The sequence below is a fragment of the Mesorhizobium huakuii genome, from assembly GCF_014189455.1.
In the GTDB taxonomy this organism is placed as follows: Bacteria; Pseudomonadota; Alphaproteobacteria; order Rhizobiales; family Rhizobiaceae; genus Mesorhizobium; species Mesorhizobium huakuii_A.
In genome coordinates this window covers 2,295,425-2,317,437 of sequence record NZ_CP050296.1, presented here as the reverse complement: position 1 = coordinate 2,317,437, position 22,013 = coordinate 2,295,425, and the positions used below count along the sequence as shown (strand labels likewise).

Below are 22,013 nucleotides of genomic sequence, written 5' to 3'. Positions count from 1 at the left end.
TGCCCTATTCCCTTACTCCCTTCAGGGTATCAAATGCCTTCGCCGGCAAGCTCTTCGGAAAGTGTCGCGACCTGGTCCTGGGCGCTGCGCATCATCGGATAGATGGCCAGCACCTTCTGCCAGGCCTCGAGCGCCGATTGCTTGTGGCCGGTCAGCGCCATGATCTGCGCCAGGCCCGAAAGCGCACCGAAATGGCGCGGCTCGAGCTGCAGCGTGCGGTCGATGTCGGCCATCGACTTGCCGTAGTTCTTCATCATGAAATGCACCGTGGCGCGCCGGTTCCAGCCTTCGGCATAGGTCGGCTGCAAGGTCACCACCTGATCGAGGAAATCGAGCGCGACGTCGAATTTCTGGTTGTCCATCGCTTTTTGCGACCAGAGCATCATCAGATCGATCGAGGCGCTGCCGGACTGGAACCATTCGGTCCAGATGTTGCCGGCGATGCGTTCGGCGGCCTTTTCGTTGCGCTCGCGCTTGAGGTCGGAGAACAGCTTGTCGAGCCGGGCCTGTTTGGTCATCGGCGCGGCAGGCGCCTCCGGGGCAGCCGGCGCTGCGGGCTGATCGTCCGCGGCCCACACCGGCACGCTTATGGCGCCGGAAACAGGGAGAGCTATCAAAAATGCAAAAAGAATCCGCATCGCCCGATCCTAGTCCCGGGCGGCGGAACAGCAAAGTGATTTTAACGCAAGAAGGTCGGCAGGCCGACAAGCATCAATGGGCGGAGGCAAAAGCCCCCGGCCGAAAGCTCAACCCTGGCGCGCCTTGTAGCGCGGGGCGGTCTTGTTGATGATGTAAACGCGGCCCTTGCGGCGAACCAGCTGGTTGTCGCGGTGACGCGCCTTCAGCGCCTTGAGCGAATTCTTGATCTTCATGGTCTTGCCTGTCGGTGTGGACCCGGTCCCGGGTCGAAATTTTAAGGCGCGCCAGAAGACGCGCCTTTTCAACGGTGGGTGGCTCATAAACGAGGAGCCTTGTCCGTGTCAACCGCAAGCGTGCTCCATGTCCTGATATCATCAAATATCCGCCATGTCGGTTCCCTCGGCATTGCACGGCCCCGAGCGGGCTGGGATGATGCCTTGGGTTCAAGTGATTTGGGGATGACCATGCGCCGAATATTGCTGTCTGCCTGCCTTGTCTTGCTGGCGGGAGCATCGGTTGCGCGCGCGCAGGAATGCGACCGCTCCGACGACAGCCAGCAGATGATGAACATCTGTGCCGGCGAGGACTACCAGGCCGCGGACGCTAAGCTCAATGCCGCCTATCAGGACCTGATCAGTTCCGACGATGCCGATGCCAAGAGATTGCTGCAAGCGGCACAACGCGCCTGGATCGCCTTCCGCGACGCCGAATGCGCGCACACCACCGCCGCCAGCGCTGGCGGCTCCATCCACGCGATGGAGGTTTCAGAATGTCTGACCAGGCTGACCAATGAGCGCATCAAGCAGCTCGCCGCCTCGGCCAATTGCGAGGAAGGCGATGCGAGTTGCGCCAGCCCCGACGAGAGCGACGAGGTGCAATAGGCGCGTTAAGTACGGCGGCTGATGCGGGTAAAATGGCCCATCTTGCGGCCGGGCCGAGATTCGGCCTTGCCGTAGAGATGCAGCATCAGATCTGGCTCGGCGAGCAGGGCCGGGACGCGCAGCACGTCGTCGCCGATCAGGTTCTCCATCACGCAATCGGAATGGCGGCCGGGGCTGCCGAGCGGCAGGCCGGCAACGGCGCGTATATGCTGTTCGAACTGCGAAACGATGCAGGCGGCCTCGGTCCAGTGGCCGGAATTGTGGACGCGGGGCGCGATCTCATTGGCCAGCAGCGAGCCGTCGGAAAGCACGAAGAACTCGACGCCTATGACGCCGACATAGTCGAGCGCCGACAGGATTTTTGCCGCTGCCGCACGCGCTGCATCAGCCGTTTCGGGTTTGACATTGGCCGGCAGGGTCGATGTGTGGAGAATGCCGTGGCGATGGACATTCTCGGCCGGATCGTAGGCGGCGACCGCGCCATCCAGCCCCCGCGCCGCGATCACCGAAATCTCGCGCTCGAAGGGCACGAAGGCCTCCAGGATCAGAGGCACATTGCCCATCGCCTCGCAGGCGCCGGCAAAACCACCCGTTTCCATGTTGCGGAAGACGCGCTGGCCTTTGCCGTCATAGCCCATGCGCCGCGTCTTCAGGATGCCGCTGCCGCCGAAGGCCTTCAGCGCCGCCGTCAGTTCCTCGTCGGTGTCGACCGGACGAAACTCGGCGGTGGCGATGCCGATGCCGTTGAGGAATGTCTTCTCGCTCACCCGGTCCTGCGCCACGTCGAGCGCGCGCGCCGGCGGGTAGACCGGAACCTTGGCGGCAAGCGCTTCTGCCGCCACGACCGGCACGTTCTCGAACTCGTAGGTGACGACGGCACTGGCCGCCGCCAGTTCGGCAAGGGCAGCCGGGTCGTCATAGGCTGACGTAATCTGCCGGTTGGCGACCTGGGCGGCCGGGCAATCCGCCTGCGGCTCCAGCACGATGGTGCGGTAGCCGAGTCGGGCGGCAGCCATCGCCAGCATGCGGCCGAGCTGGCCGCCGCCAATGATGCCGATGGTCGATCCGCCGGGCAGGCTCACGGCGTGTCCGTCGGCTCAGTGGCGACCTTGGCGGTCTGCGAGGCGCGCCAGGCATCGAGCCGCTGGGCAAGCTTGTCGTCGTAGAGCGCCAGCACGGCGGCGGCCAGGAGAGCCGCATTGGCCGCACCGGCCTTGCCGATCGCCAAAGTGCCCACGGGGATGCCGGCCGGCATCTGGACGATGGAGAGCAGCGAATCCTGTCCCGACAGCGCCTTCGATTCGACCGGCACGCCGAACACCGGCAGCGGCGTCATCGCCGCCGTCATGCCGGGCAGATGCGCCGCGCCGCCAGCGCCGGCGATGATAACCTTATAGCCAGCGGCCTTGGCGCCCTTGGCGAACTCATAGAGCCTGTCAGGCGTACGATGCGCGGAGATGATCAGCCGTTTGTGCGGAACGCCCAGTGCCTCCAGCGTTTCGGCCGCCTGGCGCATCGTTGCCCAGTCGGATTGGCTGCCCATGATGATGGCGACGTCGGCGCGTTGATCGTTCAAGCTAATGCTCTCCGGCGACAAAGGCGCGCCTTAGCGGAATTCGCGCGGGGCCGCAAGGATACGCAGGCATGCTTGCCGTCTGGGAAGGCGGAAACCGGCCGGCTAGAGGCTTTGACGCTCGGCCTCGGGCGTCGAGACCAGCAAGGCCGAAGCGGCGTTGGCGGCGGTGACGGCCGCTCGCATGCCCTCCCCACGGGTAAGTGCCGCGGCCAGAGCGCCGACGAATTCATCGCCCGCGCCATGGGTGCTGACAAGCTTGACCGGGATGGCGGGCAGCGCAAAGGCCTCGCCGGTCCGTTCGCAGCAGGCGACGCCCTCGCCGCCCGCCGTGACGATCGCCACGGGGCAGAGATTGGCCAGAAGCCGCGCGGCTTGCGCGGCGCCGTCGAGCGTTTCCACCACCGACACGCCGGCCAAAAATTCCGCCTCGATGGCATTGACGACGAAGATGTCGACCAGCGCGATCAACTCGTCGGAAAGCTTGCGCGCCGGCGCTGCGTTGAGCAGGACGCGGCCGCCTTGCGCCTTCGCCGCACGCGCGGCCGCAATGTTGGCGGCTTCCGGCACTTCGTTCTGCAATAGAAGCACCGTCGTCTGGGCTATCATCCCGGAAGCTGAGGCAATGTCGGCGTCGCCCAGAGTGAGATTGCTGCCCGAGACGATCACCGCGCCATAGTCGCCGCCTGCGTCGAAGATCGCCACGCTCATGCCGGAGCCGGCGCCGGCGGCCACCCGCACGAAGCGGCGGTCGATGCCGCCGCGATCGAGATTGGCCAGCAATGCGCGGCCGAAATCGTCGTCACCGACGGCGCCGATCATCGCGGATCTCGCGCCGGCCCGCGCGGCCGAGACCGCCTGGTTGCCGCCTTTGCCGCCGCATTTCGGGTGCCAGGCATGGCCGGTCACCGTCTCACCCTTGCGCGGGCGGTCAGGGGCGTCAACCATGATGTCGTAATGCAGGCTGCCGAAGACGGTGACCAGAGGCGTTTTCGGCAGCGTCATGAGCCCCGGTCTTTTCGTTTCGATGTCACCGCCGACATGGTGCGGCCGAGATTGCGCTCCGCCGCCTGGTAGTCGCGCTGTGCTACCGCCACGAACAGCGCGTCGAGGATGTTGAGCTGGGCGATGCGCGCCGCCGCATTCTCGCCCATCAGCGGCGAGCCCTGCGCGGTCGAGCACAGCACAATGTCGGCGATCTGGGCCAGCGGCGAGTTGTCGTAGTTGGTGATGGCCAGCGTGCGGGCGCCATTCATGCGAGCGAGCTGGATGGCGTCGATGACCGCCGACGTATTGCCGGAATGCGAGAAGCCGACGGCGATGTCGTCCGCACCAAGCAGCGAGGCCGACATCAGCATCATGTGCGAATCGTCGTAGACGGATGCGCGGATGCCGATGCGCAGGAATTTGTGCGAGACGTCGCGGGCGATCTGCGCCGAACCACCGACGCCGTAGAAGTCACGGTTCTTCGCCCGAAAGAGCAGCTCGGCCGCGCGGTCGAAATCCTCGATGTCGAGGATGGCGAGCGTCTCCTCCAGCGCCTGGATCGAGGTGCGGAACACTTTTGCACGATCTCGGCCGAACTGTCGTCGGACGACAGTTCCTGATGCATCTCGGCGGTCGGCAGGCGGCTGTATTCATAGACGGCGGTGCGGAAGTCGCGATAGCCGGAGAAGCCGAGCTTCTTGGCGATCTTGACCACCATCGCCTCGGACACGCCGGACTCTTCAGCGATCTGCTTCAGCGGGATCGTCTCGTCGAAGCCGCGCCGTCCGAAGACGGTCTCCACCACCTTGGCTTCCAGTGGGGTGAGATGCGGCATCATCATACGGATGCGCGGTCCTACCGCTTTCAGGTCCAGCCCGCTCAAGGTCATCCACGCCCCCTCGTCACGCGATCAATAAGCATCGCGGCGAGGATTATAAGACCAGTTGCCAAGAGCTGATAGAAGGACTGCACGTTCATCAGCGTCAAACCGTTGCGCATGGCGCCAAGGATGACGGCGCCGAGGATGGTGCCGACGATGCTGCCTTTGCCGCCCATCAGCGATGCCCCGCCGATGGCCGCCGCCGCGATCGCGTCGAGTTCCCAGAGATTGCCGAGGATGGGTTCGGCCGCACCCAACCGGCCGATCAGGATCTGCGCGGCAAGGGCGGCCAGCAGGCCGGAGATCATGTATGCGGCGATCTTGGTGCGGGCGATCGGCACGCCGGCTATATAGGCCGCCTCCTCATTGCCGCCGACGGCGAGCAGATACTCGCCGAAGGGTGTCTTCTTCAAAACGATCCAGGCGATAACGGCCACGCAGGCGACGATGATCACCGCCAGCGGCAGGCCGAACAGCGAGCCGTTGAAGATGGCACGGAAGCTTACGGGCAGGCCGAGCACCGGATTGCCGCCGGTGTAGATCAGCGCCAGTGCCCTGTAGGTGCTCAGCGTTCCCAGCGTGACGATAAAAGGCTGCAGCCCGACATAGGCGACCAGCACGCCATTCACGAGGCCGCAGAGCAACCCGATGACGAAGCCGGCGGCGATGGCCAGCGGAAACGGCACGCCGGCAACCAGCATCGAGGCCGAGATGACGGCCGAGAGTGCCGCCGTCGGCCCGACGGACAGGTCGATGCCGCCGGAGATGATGACCAGTGTCATGCCCAGCGCCAGACAGGCATTGATGCTCGATTGCTGCAGGATGTTGATCAGGTTGCGCTCGGCGAAGAAGCCCGGCACCAGCGCGCCGAAGACGGCGAGGATCACCAGAAGGCCGATCAGCGTGCCGGCGTCGCGCATGGAAAAGCGCTGCAGGATGGCGGCGCCCGGCCGTGCCGGCGCGGCTTGCGCTAGGTCAGACATGGGCAATCCTGTTCTTGTTTTTCATGCGCCGGTTCCTTGCGCGCCTGGCCGGCTGGCCGAGCCTTGCGACTGGGGGATGGCGTGCGCTGCAATCGCCTGCTCGCTGAGGCTTGCCCGGTCGAGCTCGGCGGCGATCGCACCCTCGCGCATCACCAGCACGCGGTCGGCGAGCCTGATCACCTCGGGAAGTTCGGACGAGACGACGATGACGCAATGGCCTTCGGCGGCGAGTTCCTCGATCAGATGGTAGATCTCCGCCTTGGCGCCGACATCGATGCCGCGCGTCGGCTCGTCGAACAGCAGGATCCGCGTTCCCGCCGCCAGCCAGCGGCCGATGATCGCCTTCTGCTGGTTGCCGCCACTGAACAGGCGGATAGGCCGGTCGAGCAGGAAGGGCCTGAGATTGACCCGCTTCATCTTCTCTCCCGCCACGCGCCTCAGCCTGGCGTGGTCGATGACACCGTGCCTGGCGAAGACGCCCATTGAGGCCAGCGCCGTAACCGGGGCAGATTACCGGGCGGTGGGGGTTTGCAGGCGCGTGCTTTCGTGATTCACCCTTTGCGTGACGCTACCACCGACTGATTCGCTTGAAGGCCTGTCGCTCGCGGAACTCCGCGGGCTGGTTTCTGCGCTGATCGGCGAAGTGCGCGGTCTTCAAAGCCGGGTCGAGAGCCTTGAGATCGAGAACCAGGCGCTACGCGCCGAGAACCAGACCCTGAAGGATGAGATCGCCCGGCTGAAGGACCTGCCGCCGCGTCCCCCGGTCAAGCCGACCAAGCCATCGGGCATGGAGAAGGCGACGCAGCCGACATCTGGCAAGGGCAAGCGCCGCCGGCGCGGCGCCAAGCGCGACGGCGGTCGCGTGAGCCGCGAGGTGACGGTTGCGGTGAGCGCTCCTGCGGGCTCTCGCTTCAAGGGGTATGAGACGATCCTGGTGCGCGATCTGGCGTTGTCGGCCGAGGTGGTGCGCTATCGCCGCGAGCGCTGGGTGACACCGACCGGCGAAACGATGGTGGCGCCGTTGCCGGCGGGGATCATCGGCGGCTGGGGCGCGAACCTGCGCCGCTTCATTCTGGCCTGTCACATTCAAGGCCAGGTGACGACGGAGCGGTTGACGGCGTTGTTGACCGGGATCGGGGTCGACATTTCGAAGCGCCAGGTGGTGCGGCTGATTTCGGAGGGCCTGGAGGCCTTCGCGGCGGAGGACCGTGACGTGCTGCGCGCCGGGCTGGCTACGGCGCCCTGGATCACCGTCGATGATACGTCGGCGCGCCACGCCCACCAGGACGGCTACACCACCCAGATCGGCGATCGCCGCTTCACCGCGTTCCGCACCGGGCGATCGAAGTCACGGGAGGCGTTCCTGGCGACGCTGCGTGCCGGGCACAGCGATTACTTCATCAATGAAGAGGCCCTGGCCTATATGCGCGGCCGCAACCTCGCCGGTCCGGTGATCGCGCGGCTGGCGGCTGCGCCGCACAAGGCATTTGCCGACAGCGCCGCATGGCAGGCGCATCTGGCCGCACTCGGCCTCGACCAGCTCGCGGTTGAGCCCAACCCAGTCAGGATCGCCACCGAAGGGGCGATGTGGGGAGCGATCCGCCACCACGGCTTTCTTGGCGATACCGTGGTCGTGTCCGATGATGCCGGCCAGTTCCGCATCGGCGACCATGCTCTGTGCTGGGTCCACGCCGAGCGGCTCGTCCACAAATTGATACCCGTGACCCCGGATCAACGTCAGGCCGTCGACATCATGCGCCAGTTGATCTGGTGGTTCTATCGCGACCTCAAGAGCTACCAGCGTGCTCCTTGTCCGCGCCACGCGGCGGCCCTGCGCGCCCGCTTCGAGCGCCTGTTCAAACGACGAACCGGCTACGTCATGCTCGACCGGCTTCTTGCCAGGCTGCATCGCCGCAAGCATGAACTCCTGCGCGTTCTCGATCGTCCCGAGATCCCGCTCCACACCAATGGTTCGGAAAACGACATCCGCACCTTCGTCACCAAGCGCAAGATCTCCGGCGGAACCGTCAGCGAGGCAGGCAAGAACGCCCGCGACGTCCTGCTCGGCCTGATGAAGACCTGCATCAAGCTCGACGTCTCATTCTTCCGCTATCTCGGCGACCGCCTCGGCATACCAACACAAGAGTCGATTCCGCCGCTCCCGGATCTCGTTAGGCAAGCCGCTCAAGCCTGACTGCCCGGTAATCTGCCCCGGTTACGCCAGCGCCATGTTGGAGGTGATCGGACGCAGCGGTACGATGCCTTCGCGCTTGCGCTCCTCAGGCACCAGGCCAATGCCGGCGGCAATCGCAGCGCGCGGGCTGGACAGCCGGACCGCCTTGCCGTCGATCTCGACGGTGCCCGACGAGGCGCGGTCGGCGCCGGCCAGCAGTCGCAGCAGCTCGGTGCGGCCCGAGCCGACGAGGCCGGCAATGCCCAGAACCTCGCCGCGGTGGAGGTCGAAGGAGATATCGCGGACCTTCGGCGACGACAGCCCGCGTACGCCGAGCCTGACATCCCTTGTGGCGTGGGAGCGGTGTTGTTCCTGAGCAAGCTCGCGACCGACCATCATCGAGACCACGGCCTGTTCCGAGATCCCTGCCAGCTCGACGGAATCAATGACGGCGCCGTCGCGCATGATGGTGGCGCGGCGGCAGATGCCGAACACCTCGTCCAGCTTGTGCGAGACATAGACGACGGCGACACCGTCGCGAGCGAGGCCCTTGATGACTTTGGCCAGCCGTTCGAACTCGCTCGGCGTCAGGCTGGATGTCGGTTCGTCCATGGCGACGATCCGGGCGCGGTCGCGCAGCGCGCGGGCGATCTCGACAATCTGTCGCTGCGCCACTTTCAGGCTGCCGAGCGGAGCCGCCGGATCGATCGAGGCATCGAGCGCGGCAAGGGCCGATGCGGCTTGGCGCTCCTGCTCGCGTCTGGCGACGAAGAGGCCGCCGCGCGTCAGCGGATGGCCGAGGAACATGTTCTGGGCGACGCTGAGGCGCGGCACCTGCTGCAGTTCCTGGTGGATCATGGCGACACCGGCGGCTCGCGCCGAGACCGGGTTGTTGAGCGCCACCGGTACGCCGTCGATCAGCACCCGTCCGGCGCTCGGCCGGTAGACGCCCGACAAGATGCGTAGCAACGTCGACTTGCCGGCGCCGTTCTCGCCGAGCAGGCCATGGATTTCGCCGGCGCCGACGGAGAAGGACACGTCGCCTAGGGCCCGCACTCCCGGAAAGTCCTTTGAAATGCCCTCGAATTGCAGCCGGGGTGACATGGGGTCCTGTTCCGCGGGCAAGGGTGCCAGCCGGGAGCAAAATGCCCTGGCCGGCACCCGCCGCCCCGCCTTTGTCCTAGGGATAGGGTCGATGCCCTACTGGCCGGCGGCCGCGTCCTTGAGCAGCGCCTTTCGTGCATCGGGGCCGGAATAGCGGTCGGCATTGTCCTTGGTGATCAGCGCCTGTGGCGTGGCGACGACGCGCGGCAGCTTCTGCCCGGCCACCAGTCGCAGCGCCGCTTCGAGCGCCACCTCGCCGGTCAGCACCGGGAACGAGTCGACCGTGCCGGTCAGTTCGCCGGCGCGGATGGAGGCGTAGGCGTCGGAAATGCCATCGGTGCCGAACACGGCGACCTTGTCCTGCAGGCCGGCAGCCTTGACCGCCTCGACGATGCCCAGCGCCATGCCGTCATTGTTGGCGTAGAAGCCGATCAGGTCGGGGTGCTGCTGCAGGATGTTGGTGGCCGCGTCATAGGACGTCTGGCGGTCCCAGTTGCCGGGCACGCTGGCGACGACCTGGAATTTGCCACCCTCGGAGATGGTGGACTTGAAGCCGTCGGTGCGCTGGACGGCGGCATAGACGCCGGCCTGGCCCTCGACGATGGCGACCTTGCCGCCATTCGGCCGGTTCTTGATGAACCATTTGGCGACGCGCACGCCATTGTCGCGCTGGACATTGCCGACATAGTGCTCGGCCTGCGGGATGACGGCGTCGTTGACGTTGACGACCGGCACGTTGGCGGCCTTGGCCTGTTCCATGATCGGCTGCAGGTTCGAATCGGTCTGCGGCGAGACGAGCAGGACGTTGTAGCCCTGCGTCACCAGGCCCTCGGCGATGGTGAGCTGGCCGAGCTGGTCGCCCTCGTTCTGTGCCGCCTGGTAGACGACGGGCACGCTGACCTTGTCGCCGAAGGCCTTGTAGCCTTCGCCCAGCGAACGCCAATATTCATTGGTCAGCGTCTTGGATACGGCGCCCGCCTTGGTGCCTGCGGGCAGCTTGGGGAAAGCGCCGAACTTGGCTTCGAGCTGCGACCAGTCGATGCGATCCTTCTCGGTGTCGGAGTTGAGCGGCGCAAGATCGGCGCTATAGGCCGGCGCGATGGCGAGCGCCATCAGCGTGGCGGTGGCGGCGGCAAGCAGAAACTTCATGGTCTTCCTCCCTGGTTTGAAAACGGCGGTGTGGTTGAGCGGCTTCGGCGGTCAGGCCCCGAGCATGATCTCCTGGACGATGGCCTGCGTGGCGACTGCGTCCTGGCGGTCGATGGCGGATGACAGACGGTTGTCTCTGTCGAGCCGCTCGACGACACCGAGCATGCGCTTGACGGTGGCGATGTTGACCTCGCATTCGCGCACCGGATCGAGCCCGGTCATGTCGGGAAAGGTGTCGAAATAGATGGCGCCGGCGTAGCCGTCGTGGCGGATCTGGCGCAGTAATTCGATCGTCTGCAGCGTGTGCACGGCGCCGACCATCAGGCCGTCGTCGCGCTTGGCGTAGCCGTCATTGAGATGCACGCCGAGAAGCTTGCTGTGCCGGGCGACGAGTGCGGCGGCAAAGGCCGGCTGCTCGTCGGCGTAAAGCACATGGGCGAAGTCGAGGGTGACGCCGAGATTGGGCAGGCCGACCTCGCGGATCGCCAGCAAGGTGGTCGCGGCATCCGGCATCAGCGAGTAGGAACGCGGCTCGTTGGGCTTGTACTCCAGGCTGACCTGGCAGTCGGGATCATGCGCGGCCACTTCACGAATTCCATCGATTTCGTGTTTCCATAACGTCGCATAGTCTGCCTGGAAGGCGTAGTCGAAGCCATCCTGTCCCAGCCACAGCGTCATCAGGTTGGCGCCGGCTTCACGCGTGGCGTCGATGCCGGCCTTGGTCAGGTCGATGGCCTCGCGGCGCACCGCCGGATCGGGATTGGTGAAGGCGCCGAGCTTGAAGGCGGGGTTGGAGTAGTAGCGCATGGCAAAGCCATTGATGGAAAGCCCGAGATCGCTGAGCTTGCGGGCGATTTCCGACGGCCTTTCACCGACATGGTCAGGAAAGTTGAGGTCTAGATCGGTAAGCCCCTCGACCTTGGCGGCGCGCGCCGCCATCTGCATCAGCGACGGCTTGCCGGCAAGATCGGGCCATTCGGCCTGTGGCTGTGACGCAAAGGAATTGAGGCGCGTGGCGAAACGGTTGGCTGTCATGGACGATCCTTCAATCGTCATGACTTCACATAAATACAAAAGTTTGTAAAGTTATTGTTTTGAAGAGAACCGCGAGGCCGGTGATCCGGCTTGCAGCCGGGCTGAGTGCACACGGGCGCGCCGGCAGTCTCCCGGTCGGAGACTCCTTCAGAGCGTCAGGATCAAGAGCGGGGCTGTACTGCCTTCACACCGCCGCCTTGCGGAAGCGGGCGACGAAATCGTCGAGTTCGGGCCGTTCCATGTCGGAGATCGCCCAGTAGGAGAAGGCGCCGTCGCTCCAGTGCACCATCGAGAAGCCGCCGGACGAAAGGTCGTCCGGCTTGGTGGTCTTGCCGCCCTGCTGCGGCTCGGCGACCAGCGTGATCAGGTGCTCGCGGTGACGGTAGACTAGGGCCGGCACCGGCCGGCCGGAGATCACCTCTACCCGGCCGCCGATCAGCGCGAAGCCGTCCTGGGCAAGGTCGGGCGCCGGCGGCGAGACGCCGATGCGGGCGTCGAGCCACGGCTTGACCGTATGGCGGTCGGACGAGACGATGTCGATCGGGCTCGCGGCAAGCAGGCTGCGGCGATGGCCGCTGGCGACCGCCGCGGCAAAGCCGTCATCGACGCCGCTCTGCATCACCCATTGCGTCGCTCCACTGGCCAGCACCGCGCTGATCATGATCGACGCGGCCATGGCGCGCCAGTCGAACGAGACGAAGCGGCGCGCTCTCGGCGATGGCCGCGCCTGGGAAGGACGTGTCCCGGCTTCCCGTCGCTGGCCGCCACCAGCGCCCGCAATCAATCCCGGCAGTGCCGACGGCGCACCCCGCGGCGGCTCGGTCGCCTCGGCTGGCGCCTGCTGTTCGGTGGTCGGCGTGCCGATCGCCGCGATGCGGGCCCGAAACGCATCGCTGACATCGGGGCGAGGCAAGCGGCTGACCGCGCCTTGCAAGGCGACAATGCGGGCATGCTCTGCAGCAAGCTTCGGGTCGGCGGCGATGCGGCGTTCCACGGCAAGTGCGGCCGCCGCATCAAGCTCGCCATCAACAAGGGCATGGATCATCAGTCTGATACCTTCGGGATCGTTGGGCAGTCCGTCGTCGTGCGTCATGACGCTCTCCCCAATTCAGACGCCAGCAGGCCACGAGCGCGGGCCAGCCTGGACATCACCGTGCCGATCGGCACGGCAAGCATGGCCGATATCTCGCGATAGCTGAGGCCGTTGATATCACGCAGCACCAGCGTTTCGCGAAACGGCGGCGGTAAGGCAGCGATCGCCGCCTCCAGTGCTGCCGTATCGGCTTTGGCGATCAGGCTCGCCTCCGGGCCGTCCTCGTCCGGCAGGCTGGTGCCGTGGGCCGCAGCCATGTCGTCGAGATCGCCGAGGTCGCCAACGGCCAGCATGCCGCGCGGCCGGTTGCGCGCCATCCAGGTGTAGGAGGTGTTGCGCACGATGGTCAGCAGCCAGGCGCGGGCATTGCCGCCGGCATAGCCCGCGATACCGGCGTGCGCCTTGATGCAGGCGTCCTGCACCACATCCTCGGCATCGGCGGCATTGCCGGTCAGCCAGCGGGCCAGCGCTAGCGCGTCGCCGAGATGCGGCAGCACCACTTCGTTGAAGCGTTCCGCCAGGGCCCTCTCGCTCAAAGCAGCACCATGATCCCATACTCCGGGCCGTGCCGCCTCAAGATGCGACGGCGATCTCGCCCTGCTCGCAGGGGCAAAGCCCCCGGAAACAGGCAGAGCCGCCTGCCTTGCTGAAACTGAATTCATCTGCGTCACCGGTGTCAAGCGCTACAAAGGAGAGCCTGACGACGCTCATGCTGCCCAGCGCATAGCCACGGCCGACGCCGCAGCCGTGTTCGCCGTCTTTGCAATGATGCGGCATGCCGGTCTCCTCAACGCCAGACGTGGCGTATGCCGAGGAGACCTGTGACGGAGCCGGTTTATTCCCACCGTCGACGAATCCGGCTGATCACAGTCGCGTGATCAGCTGCCGCTTTTGGTCGGTTTGACGCTTAATCCGGCCAGCGCAAGACGCCCGACGAATCCTTGCGTGCGGCTTTGATCGCATCGGCCGGGCGGTCCTTCGCGGTAAGTGTGGCCCGCAGCCGTTCGGCGACGATCTCCGCCTCGCCGGGGTGGAGGTTGCAGGGGTCGAGGAAGAAATGGCCGCGCTCGACCTCGTGGTTGCGCACGATGATCGGTGGCGAGCCCGCCGCCAGCGCCGAGGCGAGGCCGGCGGCGCTGAAGCGGCTCTCCGGCAATACGAAGATCTGCAGCCGGTCGAGCGGATTGGCGGTAGGGTCCGGAATGATCTTGGCAAAGATGCCCGGCAGTCCTTGCAAAGCGTCCTTCCAGAGATTGAGCGCCGCGTCCTCGCGCTGGCGGATGCCGGCGTGATCGCGCTTCTCCCAGGCTTCCAGTGCCGCCATGGTGCCGGCGATGCTTTCCTTGCCGACCTTCATGGCGCGCGCCACGCCGCGGTTCTGCAGATAGGCTGATCGCACCAGATCCTTGCGGCCGGTGACGATGCCGCTGGTCGGCCCGCTCAGGAATTTGTGGCCGCTGTAGATGACGACGTCGGCACCGCGCGCCAGAAAACCGCGCAGATCATATTCGGACGCGGCATCGACGATCACCGGCACGCCTTTGGCGTGGCAGATTTCGCAGAATTCCTCCAGTGACAGCATGCCGTACTGCACGGTGTGATGGGCAACGACGTAGAGGCCCGCCGCCGTGCGGTCGTTGATCGCTTCGCGCACATGATAGTCCTGGGTCACGCTGACCGTGCCGGCAGGCACCACCTTGGCGCCGGCGACGCGGATCGACTGATCGATCGGGGCGCCGTAATTGACGATGTGACCGAGCTGGATGACGACCTCCAACTTGAGGTCGCTGGTGTCATCAGGCAGACGCTCGATGGCGAGCAGGTTGGTTCCCGTCATCGCACCGGCGATCGCCATGGTGATGCCGCTGGCGCAGCAGGCGGTGATAAAGCCGGCCTCGCCGCCGGTCAGGCGTGCGACGACCGTGCTTGCGGCACGCTGCAGATCGTCCATCTCCACCCATTGCGACGCCATTTCCGCCATGGCGCTGATCGCTTCCGGGACGATGATCGATGCGCCGAGCGCGGTCATGGTGCCGGAGACATTGATGATCGGCCGCAAGCCCAGCCGTTCGCGGATGGTGGTGTTGGAGCCGGCGGAGGAAGTGGTTTTCATGTGAGCGGATCCCGTAAGTGGCAGATCAGGCGGCGATCTCGACGACCGCTTCGATTTCGACGGTGATGTTTCCTGGCAAGGAGCCGACGCCGATCGCCGAGCGGGCATGGCCGCCAATATCAGCGAACACATCGGCGAAAAGATCGGAACAGCCATTCACCACTTTCGGGTGGTCGCTGAAGGTCGGTATCGCGTTGACGAAGCCGAGCAGCTTGACGACGCGCACGATGCGGCCGAGATCGCCGGCGGCGGCATGCATGACGGCCAGCAGATTGAGCCCGGTCAGGCGCGCATGCTCGTAAGCCTGCTCGACCGTCACGTCCTCGCCGACCTTGCCGGTGCAGAGCGTGCCGTCGGCGCGCAGCGGCCCCTGTCCGGACAGGAAGATCAGCCGGCCGCTCTCGGCATGGGTGACGAAGTTGGCGATGGGCGTCGGCGGCTCGGGCAGCGTCAGGCCGAGTTCGGCGAGCCGGATGTAAGGCGTCATGGAGGAAGGCTCCCTTGGATGGCTTCAGCCATCCGATGTCGAAAATAAATGGCGTCGGCCGTCCAATGTCAGAAATGCGAGGCGCGGAAGCGCGCCAGGAAGGTGCGCAGGCGCTCGTTGCTGGTTTCCGCCGCGAGGATCTCCTTGGGTGGGCCAACGGCGCTGACGCCGCCATCGGCCATGAAGACGATGCGGCTCGAAGCGTCGCGGGCAAAGGCCATTTCATGCGTGACCATCAGCATGGTCATGCCGTCCTCGGCGAGGCTGCGCACCACGGCCAGCACCTCGCCGACCAGTTCGGGGTCGAGCGCGGAGGTGATCTCGTCGAGCAATAGGATCTTGGGTTCCATCGCCACGGCGCGCGCGATGCCGACGCGCTGCTGTTGGCCGCCGGAAAGCTCGGCCGGCAGGCTGTCGGCCTTGTGGGCGAGGCCGACGCGGCCAAGCCAGTGTTCGGCGACCTGGCGCGCCTCGGCCTCGCTCTTCCCGCGCACCTTGGTCAAGCCCAGCATGATGTTGCCGGCTGCGGTGAGGTGCGGAAACAGGTTGAAGCTCTGGAACACCATGCCGGTCTCGGCGCGCATCGCGGCCAAGTCGCGCTCGCTGCGGCGTTGGCGCGTTCCGGCTGAGAGGTAGCCGACCTCCTTGCCGTCGATGCGGATCGAGCCTCTATCATAGCTTTCGAGGAAGTTGACGCAGCGCAGCAGCGTGGTCTTGCCGCTGCCCGAGGGGCCGATGACGGTCACCACCTCGCCGCGCTTCACCTGAAGGCTGACGGAACGCAGCACATCGACGGCGCCGAAGGCCTTGGAGACATCGCGCACGTCGAGCAGCGCGGGACTGGCATTTGTGGCGTCGGACATCGTGCTATTCCCGAATGAAGGCAAAGCGCTGCTCGAGCCGCCGGGCGGCGAGCGAGAGCGCGTAGTTGACCGCGAAATAGATGAGCGCGCCCAGTATATAGAGCGGCATTGCCTCATAGGTGCGGCCGATGACCTGGTTGATGGCCTGCATCAAATCGGTGATGCCGAGCAGCGACACCAGCGCGCTGCCTTTGACCGCATCGGTGACGCCATTGATCCAGGGCGGCAGGAAGCGCCTGAAGGCCTGCGGAAAGATGACGTAGGTCAGACGCTGGCGGAAGGTCAGCCCGATCGCCATCGCGGCCTCGGACTGGCCTTTCGGGATCGAGGCGACCGCGCCCCTGAGATATTCGATGACCTGCGCCGTCTTGAACAGGGTCAGCGCCAGCACCGCGGCCCAGAAGGACGGCAGATGCAGTCCGATCGCGGGCAGGCCGTAATAGACGAAGAACATCAGCACCAGGATCGGAATGCCGCGAATGGTGTCGGAGAAGATGCGCACGGCCCAGCGCAACGGGGCTGGGCCATAGACCAGGCCGACACCCAGCAGGACGCCGGCGATAAGCGACAGGGTGACGACAAGGAGCGATACCCAAAGGGTCACGGCGAAGCCTTTGGCGAGGAAGGGCAGGGCGTAGAGGATCTGGCTCAGCATGTCAGCGCGCCGCCCTGAACCGGCGCTCGACGAGCCTGAGCGCGAAAAGCAGGATGTAGCCGGTCAGCAGATACATCGCCGTCGTCACCAGATAGACCTCGACGATGCGGAAGGTGTTGAAGTTGATCCACTGGGCGCCGAAGGTGAGCTCAGGCACCGAGATGACCGAGGCGATCGAGGTGTCCTTGAACAGCGAGATGAAGGTGTTGGACAGCGCCGGCAACGTGATGCGCAGCATGGTCGGCAGGCGCACATGGATGAGCCTTTGCCAGGGCGTCAGGCCGATCGCCTTGCCGGCATCGAGCTGGCCGCGCGGGACGGCCTCGAGGCCCGAGCGAAACACCTCGACCAGATAGGCGCCGCTATAGACCGACAGCGTCAGGACGAACGAGGTCGGTGCGCTGTAGGCCAGGTCGACCACGGTCGGCAGGCCGTAGAAGACGAGATAGACGAGCAAGATCAGCGGCACGTTGCGGATGAATTCGACATAGGCGGCGATGATCGCCCGCACCGTACGTCCGGCCGAGACGTACCAGACCGCGAGCACCAGGCCGATGACGGTGCCGATGGCGATCGAGATCACGGCAAGCTCGAGGCTGAGCAGCAGTCCGCCCCAGAGCTTGTCGAAATGCCGCCAGATCAGGTTGAAATTCAGGGCATAGCCCATGCGTCCGCCTCGGTGTGAAGGGCGTCGAATGGATTGCGGAAGGGCTGAACTGCCACCCTTCCGCAGTCCGGAATCAGATGGCCGGGAAGCCGGGATGGCGCGCCGGCGGCTCCTGTCCGAAATAGTCCTTGAATGCTGCATCGTAGAGGGCGTTTTCGTGGCCGAACATGGCGATGGTGAAGGTCGCGTTGACGAAGGCCAGCCAGTCGAGATCGCCTTGCCGGAGTGCTGCACCATACAGCATGCTCAGCCAGCTCTTGCCGGCGTCGAAATATTTGTCCGGGTTGCGCGAGGCGAGCCAGCGCACGGTGGACAGATCGACTGCGGCTGCGTCGACGCGCTTCGATTCCAGCGCCTGAAGCACGTTGGCCTGGGTGTCGATCTGCATGACCTGGCATTGCGGCAGGACCGAATGCACCTGTGCCTCGGCATCGACATTCTGCAGGATGGAGATGCGCGTCGCCGAACCGCCGGCAAGCAGTTTGTCGAACGTCCTGTTCTCGGCTGTCGGAAGGCTCAGCAGGGCAACGCCCTCGACATAGTAGGGCCGGGAAAAATTGACCAGCTGCGAACGCTGGGCGCTCATGGTCATGAACTGGATGGTGATGTCGACCTTGTTGGTGGTGACGTTGGGAATGCGCTGCGCCGGATCCTGCATGACGAACTCGACCTTGGTCGGATCGTCGAACAGGCCCTTGGCCAGGATGCGCCCCATAGTGATGTCCATGCCAACCAGCTCGCCGGCATCGTTCTCGAAATGCCAGGGCGCGTTGGTGCTGCCGGTGCCGACGATCAGCTTGCCGCGGTCGAGCACGGTGCGCAGTAGGCTGTCGGATGCGGCCTGGGCGGCGGCCTTCTGAGCATCGACGGTTGCCAGCACGCCGGCCGTCGCCAGTCCCGCCATTCCCAATTTCAGAAAATCACGTCTTCCGGATGTGTCGTTCACGGCGACCTCCTTTCGTGTTGTGTTCCCCTACGCACAGGCAATACACGCGACGGTGATTATCATAAGATTGTCTCTTACAAGAGACGCATGTATCCTGTACAAGACAGATACTAGCACCAGGAATCGACAATGCAAGATGGCAATGCCTTGGCCGTTTCGGCCGACGAAAAGACGACGGCCTCCCGCGAGAAGGGCCTCAACCGGGTGCTCGAGATCCTGGACTTTCTGCACACGACGCAGCGGGCGATCGGCATTGGCGATCTTGCCAAGGGGGTGAACGCCCCGCGTTCGACGACCTACACGCTGGTGCGCTCGCTGGTCGATGCCGGCCTGCTGGAAATGGCGGGCGACGGCAACCGCGTCTATTTCGGTAAAAAACTCTATCTCTATGGAATGGATTATGTGCGCGGCAACGACCTGCTGCGGCGCGGGCGCCAGGAAGTCGACCATCTGTCGCGGGAAACCGGCGAGACCTCGGAATTGTGCATGCTGCAGAGCGGCCGCTACACCATCGTCCATTCCAGCCCGGGCACCAGGCCGTTCCGCATCAGCTCGGCCACCGGCCTGCAGATACCGCTGCCCTGGACCGCGTCGGGCCGGCTGCTTCTGGCAGGGCTGGAGCGGCCTGAAATCGAAGCCATGGTGTCGGAAGACGATCTCGTGCTGCCCGATGGCCGCAAGCTGCGGCTAGACGATTTCATCGCCGACATCGCCAAGGCTGGGGTGACCGGCTACTGCGTCACCTCGGGGCTGGTCGATGCCTACACGAAATGTCTTGCCGTGCCGGTCTTTTCGGCGCCGGGCAAGGTCGAGGCGACGATGTGCCTGGTGGTTCCCATCGATACGTCCGAGGAACGGACCGGCAACCTCATCGGCCTGCTGCGCGACCGCGCCGGCAGGCTGTCGATCGGCGGATAGCGAGAGACGGCTAAGCGATGATGTCTGGAATGATCTTGTCTTCCAGCGCCATCAGCCGGTCCTTGAGCACCAGCTTCTTCTTTTTCATGCGCTGGATCTGCAGGGGATCGCAATTGGTGGCGATCATCGCGTTGATCGCCGCATCGAAATCGGCGTGTTCCTGCTTCAGCCGGGAAAATTCGAGGCGAATATCGGCCTGTTCCTGATCGGACATTCTCTACCGTCTGCACGTCTGCGGCGCCCAAAAGCTGGGCCTGATTGGGCGGGGGTGGCAATTTCTGCCACCGGCGGGGAGCCCATATCACATTTCACATTGTCGTGGAATGCTACCACGCAGCATTCGACATCGAAGTCGGAAGGTGGCAAAGTGTCATTGTGCCGTCACAGAAGCGAGCCTGCGGTGGACGCGCCTTGACGGCTGCAATCGAGGAAACCATGAAAGGGAGAACCAATCATGTCTCTTGCTTCCCATCTTGATGAGTTGCAGCGGAAACACGGCGACATCGAACGTGAGATCGATGACGCGATGAACCACCCCTCGGTGGACGACCTCGAAATCGTGAATCTCAAGCGACGCAAGCTGGCACTCAAGGATGCGATTGAGAAATTGAAAGCGCAACCGACCACGCATTGATGCCCGACTGACATAGCCGTTTCACGCGGAATGTCTTGCCGGCGGCAGTTGCTGTCGCCGGACGCTTTTCCGTTTAGCCAAGGTGAAATTTGTCTGCTCGCGACCGCGCTGACTGGCCGGTTTGCCGAGAACAGAAGATATTCAAGACCACCGCTTTCTGAGCAGTCCGAAGATTGCATTGACTGCAGCTGCTGCCAGAAGACCGAAAAGTGCTGCGTAGAATAATTCTTTGAAATCGTATTCAGGCCCTGCTGTTAGCGCAAGATAAAGGCTTATGGGAAAGCCAATTGACAGCGATATATATTTATGAGGCTCGCTCCAGAATTTTCTCTTGGATGTCTCGAATATCTGAAGCATGGACAATCCGCGATATCTCTTTATGCCAATTCCTACAAGTTTCAGGATTATATCAAGTGAAAACATAGCTAGAAGGTATAATATTAACGCGTGATAGAGCTTGTTGTAGTTGTGCTGAGGGCCTATTTTGGTTACTATATATAGAGAAATTGAAACATTAGCAAACATAAGTATATATACAGATATATCTGCTATAAAGGCATTTTTGACTAGATGTATTTTGGAATATAATTTTTGTCGCCAGTTCATGATCTCATCTGCATATGGGTTTGGACGTGTGAGTAAATATTATCCTGGGTAGAGGCTGTTCGCAACGAGGATCGCTCAGGGTTTCATTGGCATTCAAGTTCCAAACAATCTGGTGGCGTGAGTCCGAATCCTCCCCCCCTTGACGCCGGCGGAAAATACGGAACTTGGAAACTGGCGGCTCGGCCGCTATGCGACTTTCGCCAACTTGTCATGCTCGACGTGACGGGGCGCTCTCCGTTTTTTCGCCGAGGGTGCCCCAAATTCACCCCGCAGTTTCAGGCGACGCGCCTTTGTGGCGACCTGTCGCCATTGACAAGCCATCTTTGCTCCTCCACCTCATGCCCGGACCTTCCAGCTAAAAGGCGGCCGGCATGACCGGATATTTTTCTTTTCCCTTCCCCCGCCGCCCTTCGGTCGGCGTCGATGTCGGCGGCGTGGTCGTCGGCGGCGGCGCTCCGGTTGTCGTGCAGTCGATGACCAACACCGACACGGCCGACATCGACCAGACAGTCGCGCAGGTCGCAGCACTCCACCGCGCCGGCTCCGAGATCGTACGCATCACCGTCGACCGCGACGAGAGCGCTGCCGCCGTGCCGCGCATTCATGAGCGGCTCCAGCGGCTCGGCATCAACGTGCCGCTGGTCGGCGACTTCCACTATATCGGCCACAAGTTGCTCGCCGACCATCCGGCCTGCGCCGAGGCATTGGCCAAATACCGCATCAATCCCGGCAATGTCGGCTTCAAGGACAAGAAGGACCGGCAGTTCGCCGCGATCGTCGAAATGGCGATCAAACATGACAAGCCGGTGCGCATCGGGGTCAACTGGGGCTCGCTCGACCAGGAACTTCTGACCCGGCTGATGGACGACAACCAGGACAAGGGTTTTCCGCTGACGGCGCAGGAAGTGACGCGCGAGGCGATCGTGCAGTCGGCGATCCTGTCCGCCGAGATGGCCGAAGAGATCGGCCTTGGCCGCGACAAGATCATCCTGTCGGCCAAGGTCAGCGGCGTGCAGGATTTGATTGCCGTTTATACCGAGCTTGCCACCCGCTCCGACCACGCGCTGCATCTCGGCCTCACCGAGGCCGGCATGGGCTCGAAAGGCATCGTCGCCTCGTCCGCCGCCATGGGCATCCTGCTGCAGCAGGGCATTGGCGACACCATCCGCATCTCGCTGACGCCGGAGCCGAACGGCGACCGCACGCGCGAGGTGCAGGTGTCGCAGGAACTGCTGCAGACCATGGGTTTCAGGCAGTTCGTGCCGATCGTCGCGGCTTGCCCCGGCTGCGGCCGCACGACCTCCACCGTGTTCCAGGAGCTCGCCCAGAACATCCAGGCGGATCTGCGCAAGAACATGCCGGTGTGGCGCGAAAAATATCCCGGCGTCGAGAACCTCAAGGTCGCGGTGATGGGCTGCATCGTCAACGGACCGGGCGAGTCCAAGCATGCCGATATCGGCATTTCGCTGCCCGGCACCGGCGAGACGCCGACGGCGCCCGTCTTCGTCGACGGCAAGAAGGCGGCGACGCTGCGCGGGCCGTCGATCGCGGCGGATTTCGAGAAAATGGTCGCCGACTATATCGAGCAACGGTTTGGTCGCGGCAAGGCTGCGGCAGAGTAGCTCAG

24 protein-coding genes and 3 pseudogenes are annotated in these 22,013 nt (G+C 64.2%); 5 read left to right on the top strand and 22 right to left on the bottom strand.

Annotation, left to right across the window (positions count from 1 at the left end):
* Positions 1–29: 29 nt before the first annotated feature.
* On the bottom strand, positions 30–638 hold the full coding sequence (locus HB778_RS11380; protein ID WP_095201203.1) for a tetratricopeptide repeat protein: 609 nt from the start codon (positions 636–638) through the stop codon (positions 30–32).
* A 108-nt stretch (positions 639–746) separates the two neighbouring features.
* Positions 747–872, bottom strand: coding sequence for a type B 50S ribosomal protein L36 (ykgO, locus tag HB778_RS11375; protein WP_006327841.1), 126 nt, complete (start codon positions 870–872; stop codon positions 747–749).
* Positions 873–1,103: 231 nt separating this feature from the next.
* On the opposite strand from ykgO, the gene HB778_RS11370 reads away from it, so the two are divergent.
* Positions 1,104–1,520: a lysozyme inhibitor LprI family protein gene (locus HB778_RS11370; RefSeq protein ID WP_183463849.1), complete on the top strand. Its 417-nt coding sequence runs from the start codon at positions 1,104–1,106 to the stop codon at positions 1,518–1,520.
* Between the two features lie 5 nt (positions 1,521–1,525).
* On the opposite strand, the gene HB778_RS11365 is transcribed toward HB778_RS11370, so the two are convergent.
* The 6 genes and pseudogenes from HB778_RS11365 to HB778_RS11340 all read right to left on the bottom strand — a co-directional run.
* On the bottom strand, positions 1,526–2,602 hold the full coding sequence (locus HB778_RS11365) for a 5-(carboxyamino)imidazole ribonucleotide synthase (RefSeq protein ID WP_183463847.1): 1,077 nt from the start codon (positions 2,600–2,602) through the stop codon (positions 1,526–1,528).
* Complete coding sequence (gene purE / locus HB778_RS11360) at positions 2,599–3,096, bottom strand: 5-(carboxyamino)imidazole ribonucleotide mutase (protein ID WP_096451108.1); 498 nt, start codon at positions 3,094–3,096, stop codon at positions 2,599–2,601. The genes HB778_RS11365 and purE overlap by 4 nt, the downstream gene beginning before the upstream one ends.
* A gap of 102 nt (positions 3,097–3,198) precedes the next feature.
* A complete protein-coding gene (locus HB778_RS11355) occupies positions 3,199–4,098 on the bottom strand; it encodes a PfkB family carbohydrate kinase (RefSeq protein ID WP_183463845.1) in 900 nt (299 codons plus the stop codon).
* Positions 4,095–4,969 (bottom strand): annotated as a pseudogene (locus HB778_RS11350) (MurR/RpiR family transcriptional regulator). The gene HB778_RS11355 and the pseudogene HB778_RS11350 overlap by 4 nt, the downstream one beginning before the upstream one ends.
* The gene (locus HB778_RS11345; RefSeq protein ID WP_183463843.1) at positions 4,966–5,943 is read right to left on the bottom strand and encodes an ABC transporter permease; all 978 of its coding nucleotides are present in this window, start codon (positions 5,941–5,943) and stop codon (positions 4,966–4,968) included. Before HB778_RS11345 ends, HB778_RS11350 begins: the two are co-directional and overlap by 4 nt.
* A gap of 21 nt (positions 5,944–5,964) precedes the next feature.
* A pseudogene (locus HB778_RS11340) lies at positions 5,965–6,438 on the bottom strand (ATP-binding cassette domain-containing protein); the annotation flags it as partial.
* A 67-nt stretch (positions 6,439–6,505) separates the two neighbouring features.
* Here HB778_RS11340 and HB778_RS11335 point away from each other — a divergent pair.
* A complete protein-coding gene (locus HB778_RS11335) occupies positions 6,506–8,137 on the top strand; it encodes an IS66 family transposase (RefSeq protein WP_183463841.1) in 1,632 nt (543 codons plus the stop codon).
* Between the two features lie 24 nt (positions 8,138–8,161).
* Here HB778_RS11335 and HB778_RS11330 read toward each other — a convergent pair.
* The 12 genes and pseudogenes from HB778_RS11330 to HB778_RS11275 form a co-directional block, all read right to left on the bottom strand.
* Positions 8,162–9,220: pseudogene (locus tag HB778_RS11330) on the bottom strand (sugar ABC transporter ATP-binding protein); the annotation flags it as partial.
* Positions 9,221–9,316: 96 nt separating this feature from the next.
* Positions 9,317–10,369 carry a sugar ABC transporter substrate-binding protein gene (locus HB778_RS11325; RefSeq protein WP_183463839.1) on the bottom strand — a complete coding sequence of 351 codons (1,053 nt, stop codon included), beginning with the start codon at positions 10,367–10,369 and terminating at the stop codon, positions 9,317–9,319.
* A gap of 51 nt (positions 10,370–10,420) precedes the next feature.
* Positions 10,421–11,404: a sugar phosphate isomerase/epimerase family protein gene (locus tag HB778_RS11320; protein WP_183463837.1), complete on the bottom strand. Its 984-nt coding sequence runs from the start codon at positions 11,402–11,404 to the stop codon at positions 10,421–10,423.
* Between the two features lie 184 nt (positions 11,405–11,588).
* A complete protein-coding gene (locus tag HB778_RS11315) occupies positions 11,589–12,497 on the bottom strand; it encodes an anti-sigma factor family protein (RefSeq protein ID WP_183463835.1) in 909 nt (302 codons plus the stop codon).
* Positions 12,494–13,033 (bottom strand): sigma-70 family RNA polymerase sigma factor, encoded by a 540-nt coding sequence (locus tag HB778_RS11310; RefSeq protein ID WP_183463833.1) that lies wholly within the window; start codon positions 13,031–13,033, stop codon positions 12,494–12,496. Before HB778_RS11310 ends, HB778_RS11315 begins: the two co-directional genes overlap by 4 nt.
* Positions 13,034–13,070: 37 nt before the next feature.
* Positions 13,071–13,274, bottom strand: a complete 204-nt coding sequence (locus tag HB778_RS11305; RefSeq protein WP_183463831.1) for a hypothetical protein — start codon at positions 13,272–13,274, stop codon at positions 13,071–13,073.
* Between the two features lie 130 nt (positions 13,275–13,404).
* Positions 13,405–14,610 carry an aminotransferase class V-fold PLP-dependent enzyme gene (locus HB778_RS11300; RefSeq protein WP_183463829.1) on the bottom strand — a complete coding sequence of 402 codons (1,206 nt, stop codon included), beginning with the start codon at positions 14,608–14,610 and terminating at the stop codon, positions 13,405–13,407.
* 25 nt (positions 14,611–14,635) lie between these two features.
* Positions 14,636–15,097, bottom strand: a complete 462-nt coding sequence (locus HB778_RS11295; RefSeq protein WP_183463827.1) for a RidA family protein — start codon at positions 15,095–15,097, stop codon at positions 14,636–14,638.
* 68 nt (positions 15,098–15,165) lie between these two features.
* Positions 15,166–15,960 carry an amino acid ABC transporter ATP-binding protein gene (locus HB778_RS11290; RefSeq protein WP_183463825.1) on the bottom strand — a complete coding sequence of 265 codons (795 nt, stop codon included), beginning with the start codon at positions 15,958–15,960 and terminating at the stop codon, positions 15,166–15,168.
* A 4-nt stretch (positions 15,961–15,964) separates the two neighbouring features.
* Complete coding sequence (locus HB778_RS11285) at positions 15,965–16,615, bottom strand: amino acid ABC transporter permease (protein ID WP_183463823.1); 651 nt, start codon at positions 16,613–16,615, stop codon at positions 15,965–15,967.
* Between the two features lies 1 nt (position 16,616).
* Positions 16,617–17,282 (bottom strand): amino acid ABC transporter permease, encoded by a 666-nt coding sequence (locus HB778_RS11280; RefSeq protein WP_183463821.1) that lies wholly within the window; start codon positions 17,280–17,282, stop codon positions 16,617–16,619.
* 73 nt (positions 17,283–17,355) lie between these two features.
* Positions 17,356–18,228: a transporter substrate-binding domain-containing protein gene (locus tag HB778_RS11275; RefSeq protein ID WP_095201220.1), complete on the bottom strand. Its 873-nt coding sequence runs from the start codon at positions 18,226–18,228 to the stop codon at positions 17,356–17,358.
* 129 nt (positions 18,229–18,357) lie between these two features.
* On the opposite strand from HB778_RS11275, the gene HB778_RS11270 reads away from it, so the two are divergent.
* On the top strand, positions 18,358–19,146 hold the full coding sequence (locus tag HB778_RS11270; RefSeq protein ID WP_183463819.1) for an IclR family transcriptional regulator: 789 nt from the start codon (positions 18,358–18,360) through the stop codon (positions 19,144–19,146).
* 10 nt (positions 19,147–19,156) lie between these two features.
* Here HB778_RS11270 and HB778_RS11265 read toward each other — a convergent pair whose 3' ends face one another.
* Complete coding sequence (locus tag HB778_RS11265) at positions 19,157–19,360, bottom strand: YdcH family protein (protein ID WP_091578683.1); 204 nt, start codon at positions 19,358–19,360, stop codon at positions 19,157–19,159.
* Between the two features lie 240 nt (positions 19,361–19,600).
* On the opposite strand from HB778_RS11265, the gene HB778_RS11260 reads away from it, so the two are divergent.
* Positions 19,601–19,780 carry a YdcH family protein gene (locus HB778_RS11260; protein ID WP_010911953.1) on the top strand — a complete coding sequence of 60 codons (180 nt, stop codon included), beginning with the start codon at positions 19,601–19,603 and terminating at the stop codon, positions 19,778–19,780.
* A 141-nt stretch (positions 19,781–19,921) separates the two neighbouring features.
* Here the strand turns inward: HB778_RS11260 and HB778_RS11255 are convergent, their stop codons facing one another.
* A complete protein-coding gene (locus tag HB778_RS11255) occupies positions 19,922–20,386 on the bottom strand; it encodes a hypothetical protein (RefSeq protein WP_183463817.1) in 465 nt (154 codons plus the stop codon).
* A 371-nt stretch (positions 20,387–20,757) separates the two neighbouring features.
* Here HB778_RS11255 and ispG point away from each other — a divergent pair, with 371 nt between their 5' ends.
* Complete coding sequence (gene ispG, locus HB778_RS11250) at positions 20,758–22,008, top strand: flavodoxin-dependent (E)-4-hydroxy-3-methylbut-2-enyl-diphosphate synthase (protein ID WP_183463815.1); 1,251 nt, start codon at positions 20,758–20,760, stop codon at positions 22,006–22,008.
* Positions 22,009–22,013 lie beyond the last annotated feature (5 nt).

Bases quoted from the DNA above. Each gene is read 5' to 3' on its own strand.
- HB778_RS11380 (WP_095201203.1), bottom strand. From the start codon at position 638: ATGCGGATTCTTTTTGCATTTTTGATAGCTCTCCCTGTTTCCGGCGCC.
- ykgO (WP_006327841.1), bottom strand. From the start codon at position 872: ATGAAGATCAAGAATTCGCTCAAGGCGCTGAAGGCGCGTCACCGCGAC.
- HB778_RS11370 (WP_183463849.1), top strand. From the start codon at position 1,104: ATGCGCCGAATATTGCTGTCTGCCTGCCTTGTCTTGCTGGCGGGAGCA.
- HB778_RS11355 (WP_183463845.1), bottom strand. From the start codon at position 4,098: ATGACGCTGCCGAAAACGCCTCTGGTCACCGTCTTCGGCAGCCTGCAT.
- HB778_RS11345 (WP_183463843.1), bottom strand. From the start codon at position 5,943: ATGTCTGACCTAGCGCAAGCCGCGCCGGCACGGCCGGGCGCCGCCATC.
- HB778_RS11325 (WP_183463839.1), bottom strand. From the start codon at position 10,369: ATGAAGTTTCTGCTTGCCGCCGCCACCGCCACGCTGATGGCGCTCGCC.
- HB778_RS11320 (WP_183463837.1), bottom strand. From the start codon at position 11,404: ATGACAGCCAACCGTTTCGCCACGCGCCTCAATTCCTTTGCGTCACAG.
- HB778_RS11315 (WP_183463835.1), bottom strand. From the start codon at position 12,497: ATGACGCACGACGACGGACTGCCCAACGATCCCGAAGGTATCAGACTG.
- HB778_RS11305 (WP_183463831.1), bottom strand. From the start codon at position 13,274: ATGCCGCATCATTGCAAAGACGGCGAACACGGCTGCGGCGTCGGCCGT.
- HB778_RS11300 (WP_183463829.1), bottom strand. From the start codon at position 14,610: ATGAAAACCACTTCCTCCGCCGGCTCCAACACCACCATCCGCGAACGG.
- HB778_RS11295 (WP_183463827.1), bottom strand. From the start codon at position 15,097: ATGACGCCTTACATCCGGCTCGCCGAACTCGGCCTGACGCTGCCCGAG.
- HB778_RS11290 (WP_183463825.1), bottom strand. From the start codon at position 15,960: ATGTCCGACGCCACAAATGCCAGTCCCGCGCTGCTCGACGTGCGCGAT.
- HB778_RS11285 (WP_183463823.1), bottom strand. From the start codon at position 16,615: ATGCTGAGCCAGATCCTCTACGCCCTGCCCTTCCTCGCCAAAGGCTTC.
- HB778_RS11280 (WP_183463821.1), bottom strand. From the start codon at position 17,282: ATGGGCTATGCCCTGAATTTCAACCTGATCTGGCGGCATTTCGACAAG.
- HB778_RS11270 (WP_183463819.1), top strand. From the start codon at position 18,358: ATGCAAGATGGCAATGCCTTGGCCGTTTCGGCCGACGAAAAGACGACG.
- HB778_RS11265 (WP_091578683.1), bottom strand. From the start codon at position 19,360: ATGTCCGATCAGGAACAGGCCGATATTCGCCTCGAATTTTCCCGGCTG.
- HB778_RS11260 (WP_010911953.1), top strand. From the start codon at position 19,601: ATGTCTCTTGCTTCCCATCTTGATGAGTTGCAGCGGAAACACGGCGAC.
- HB778_RS11255 (WP_183463817.1), bottom strand. From the start codon at position 20,386: ATGAACTGGCGACAAAAATTATATTCCAAAATACATCTAGTCAAAAAT.
- ispG (WP_183463815.1), top strand. From the start codon at position 20,758: ATGACCGGATATTTTTCTTTTCCCTTCCCCCGCCGCCCTTCGGTCGGC.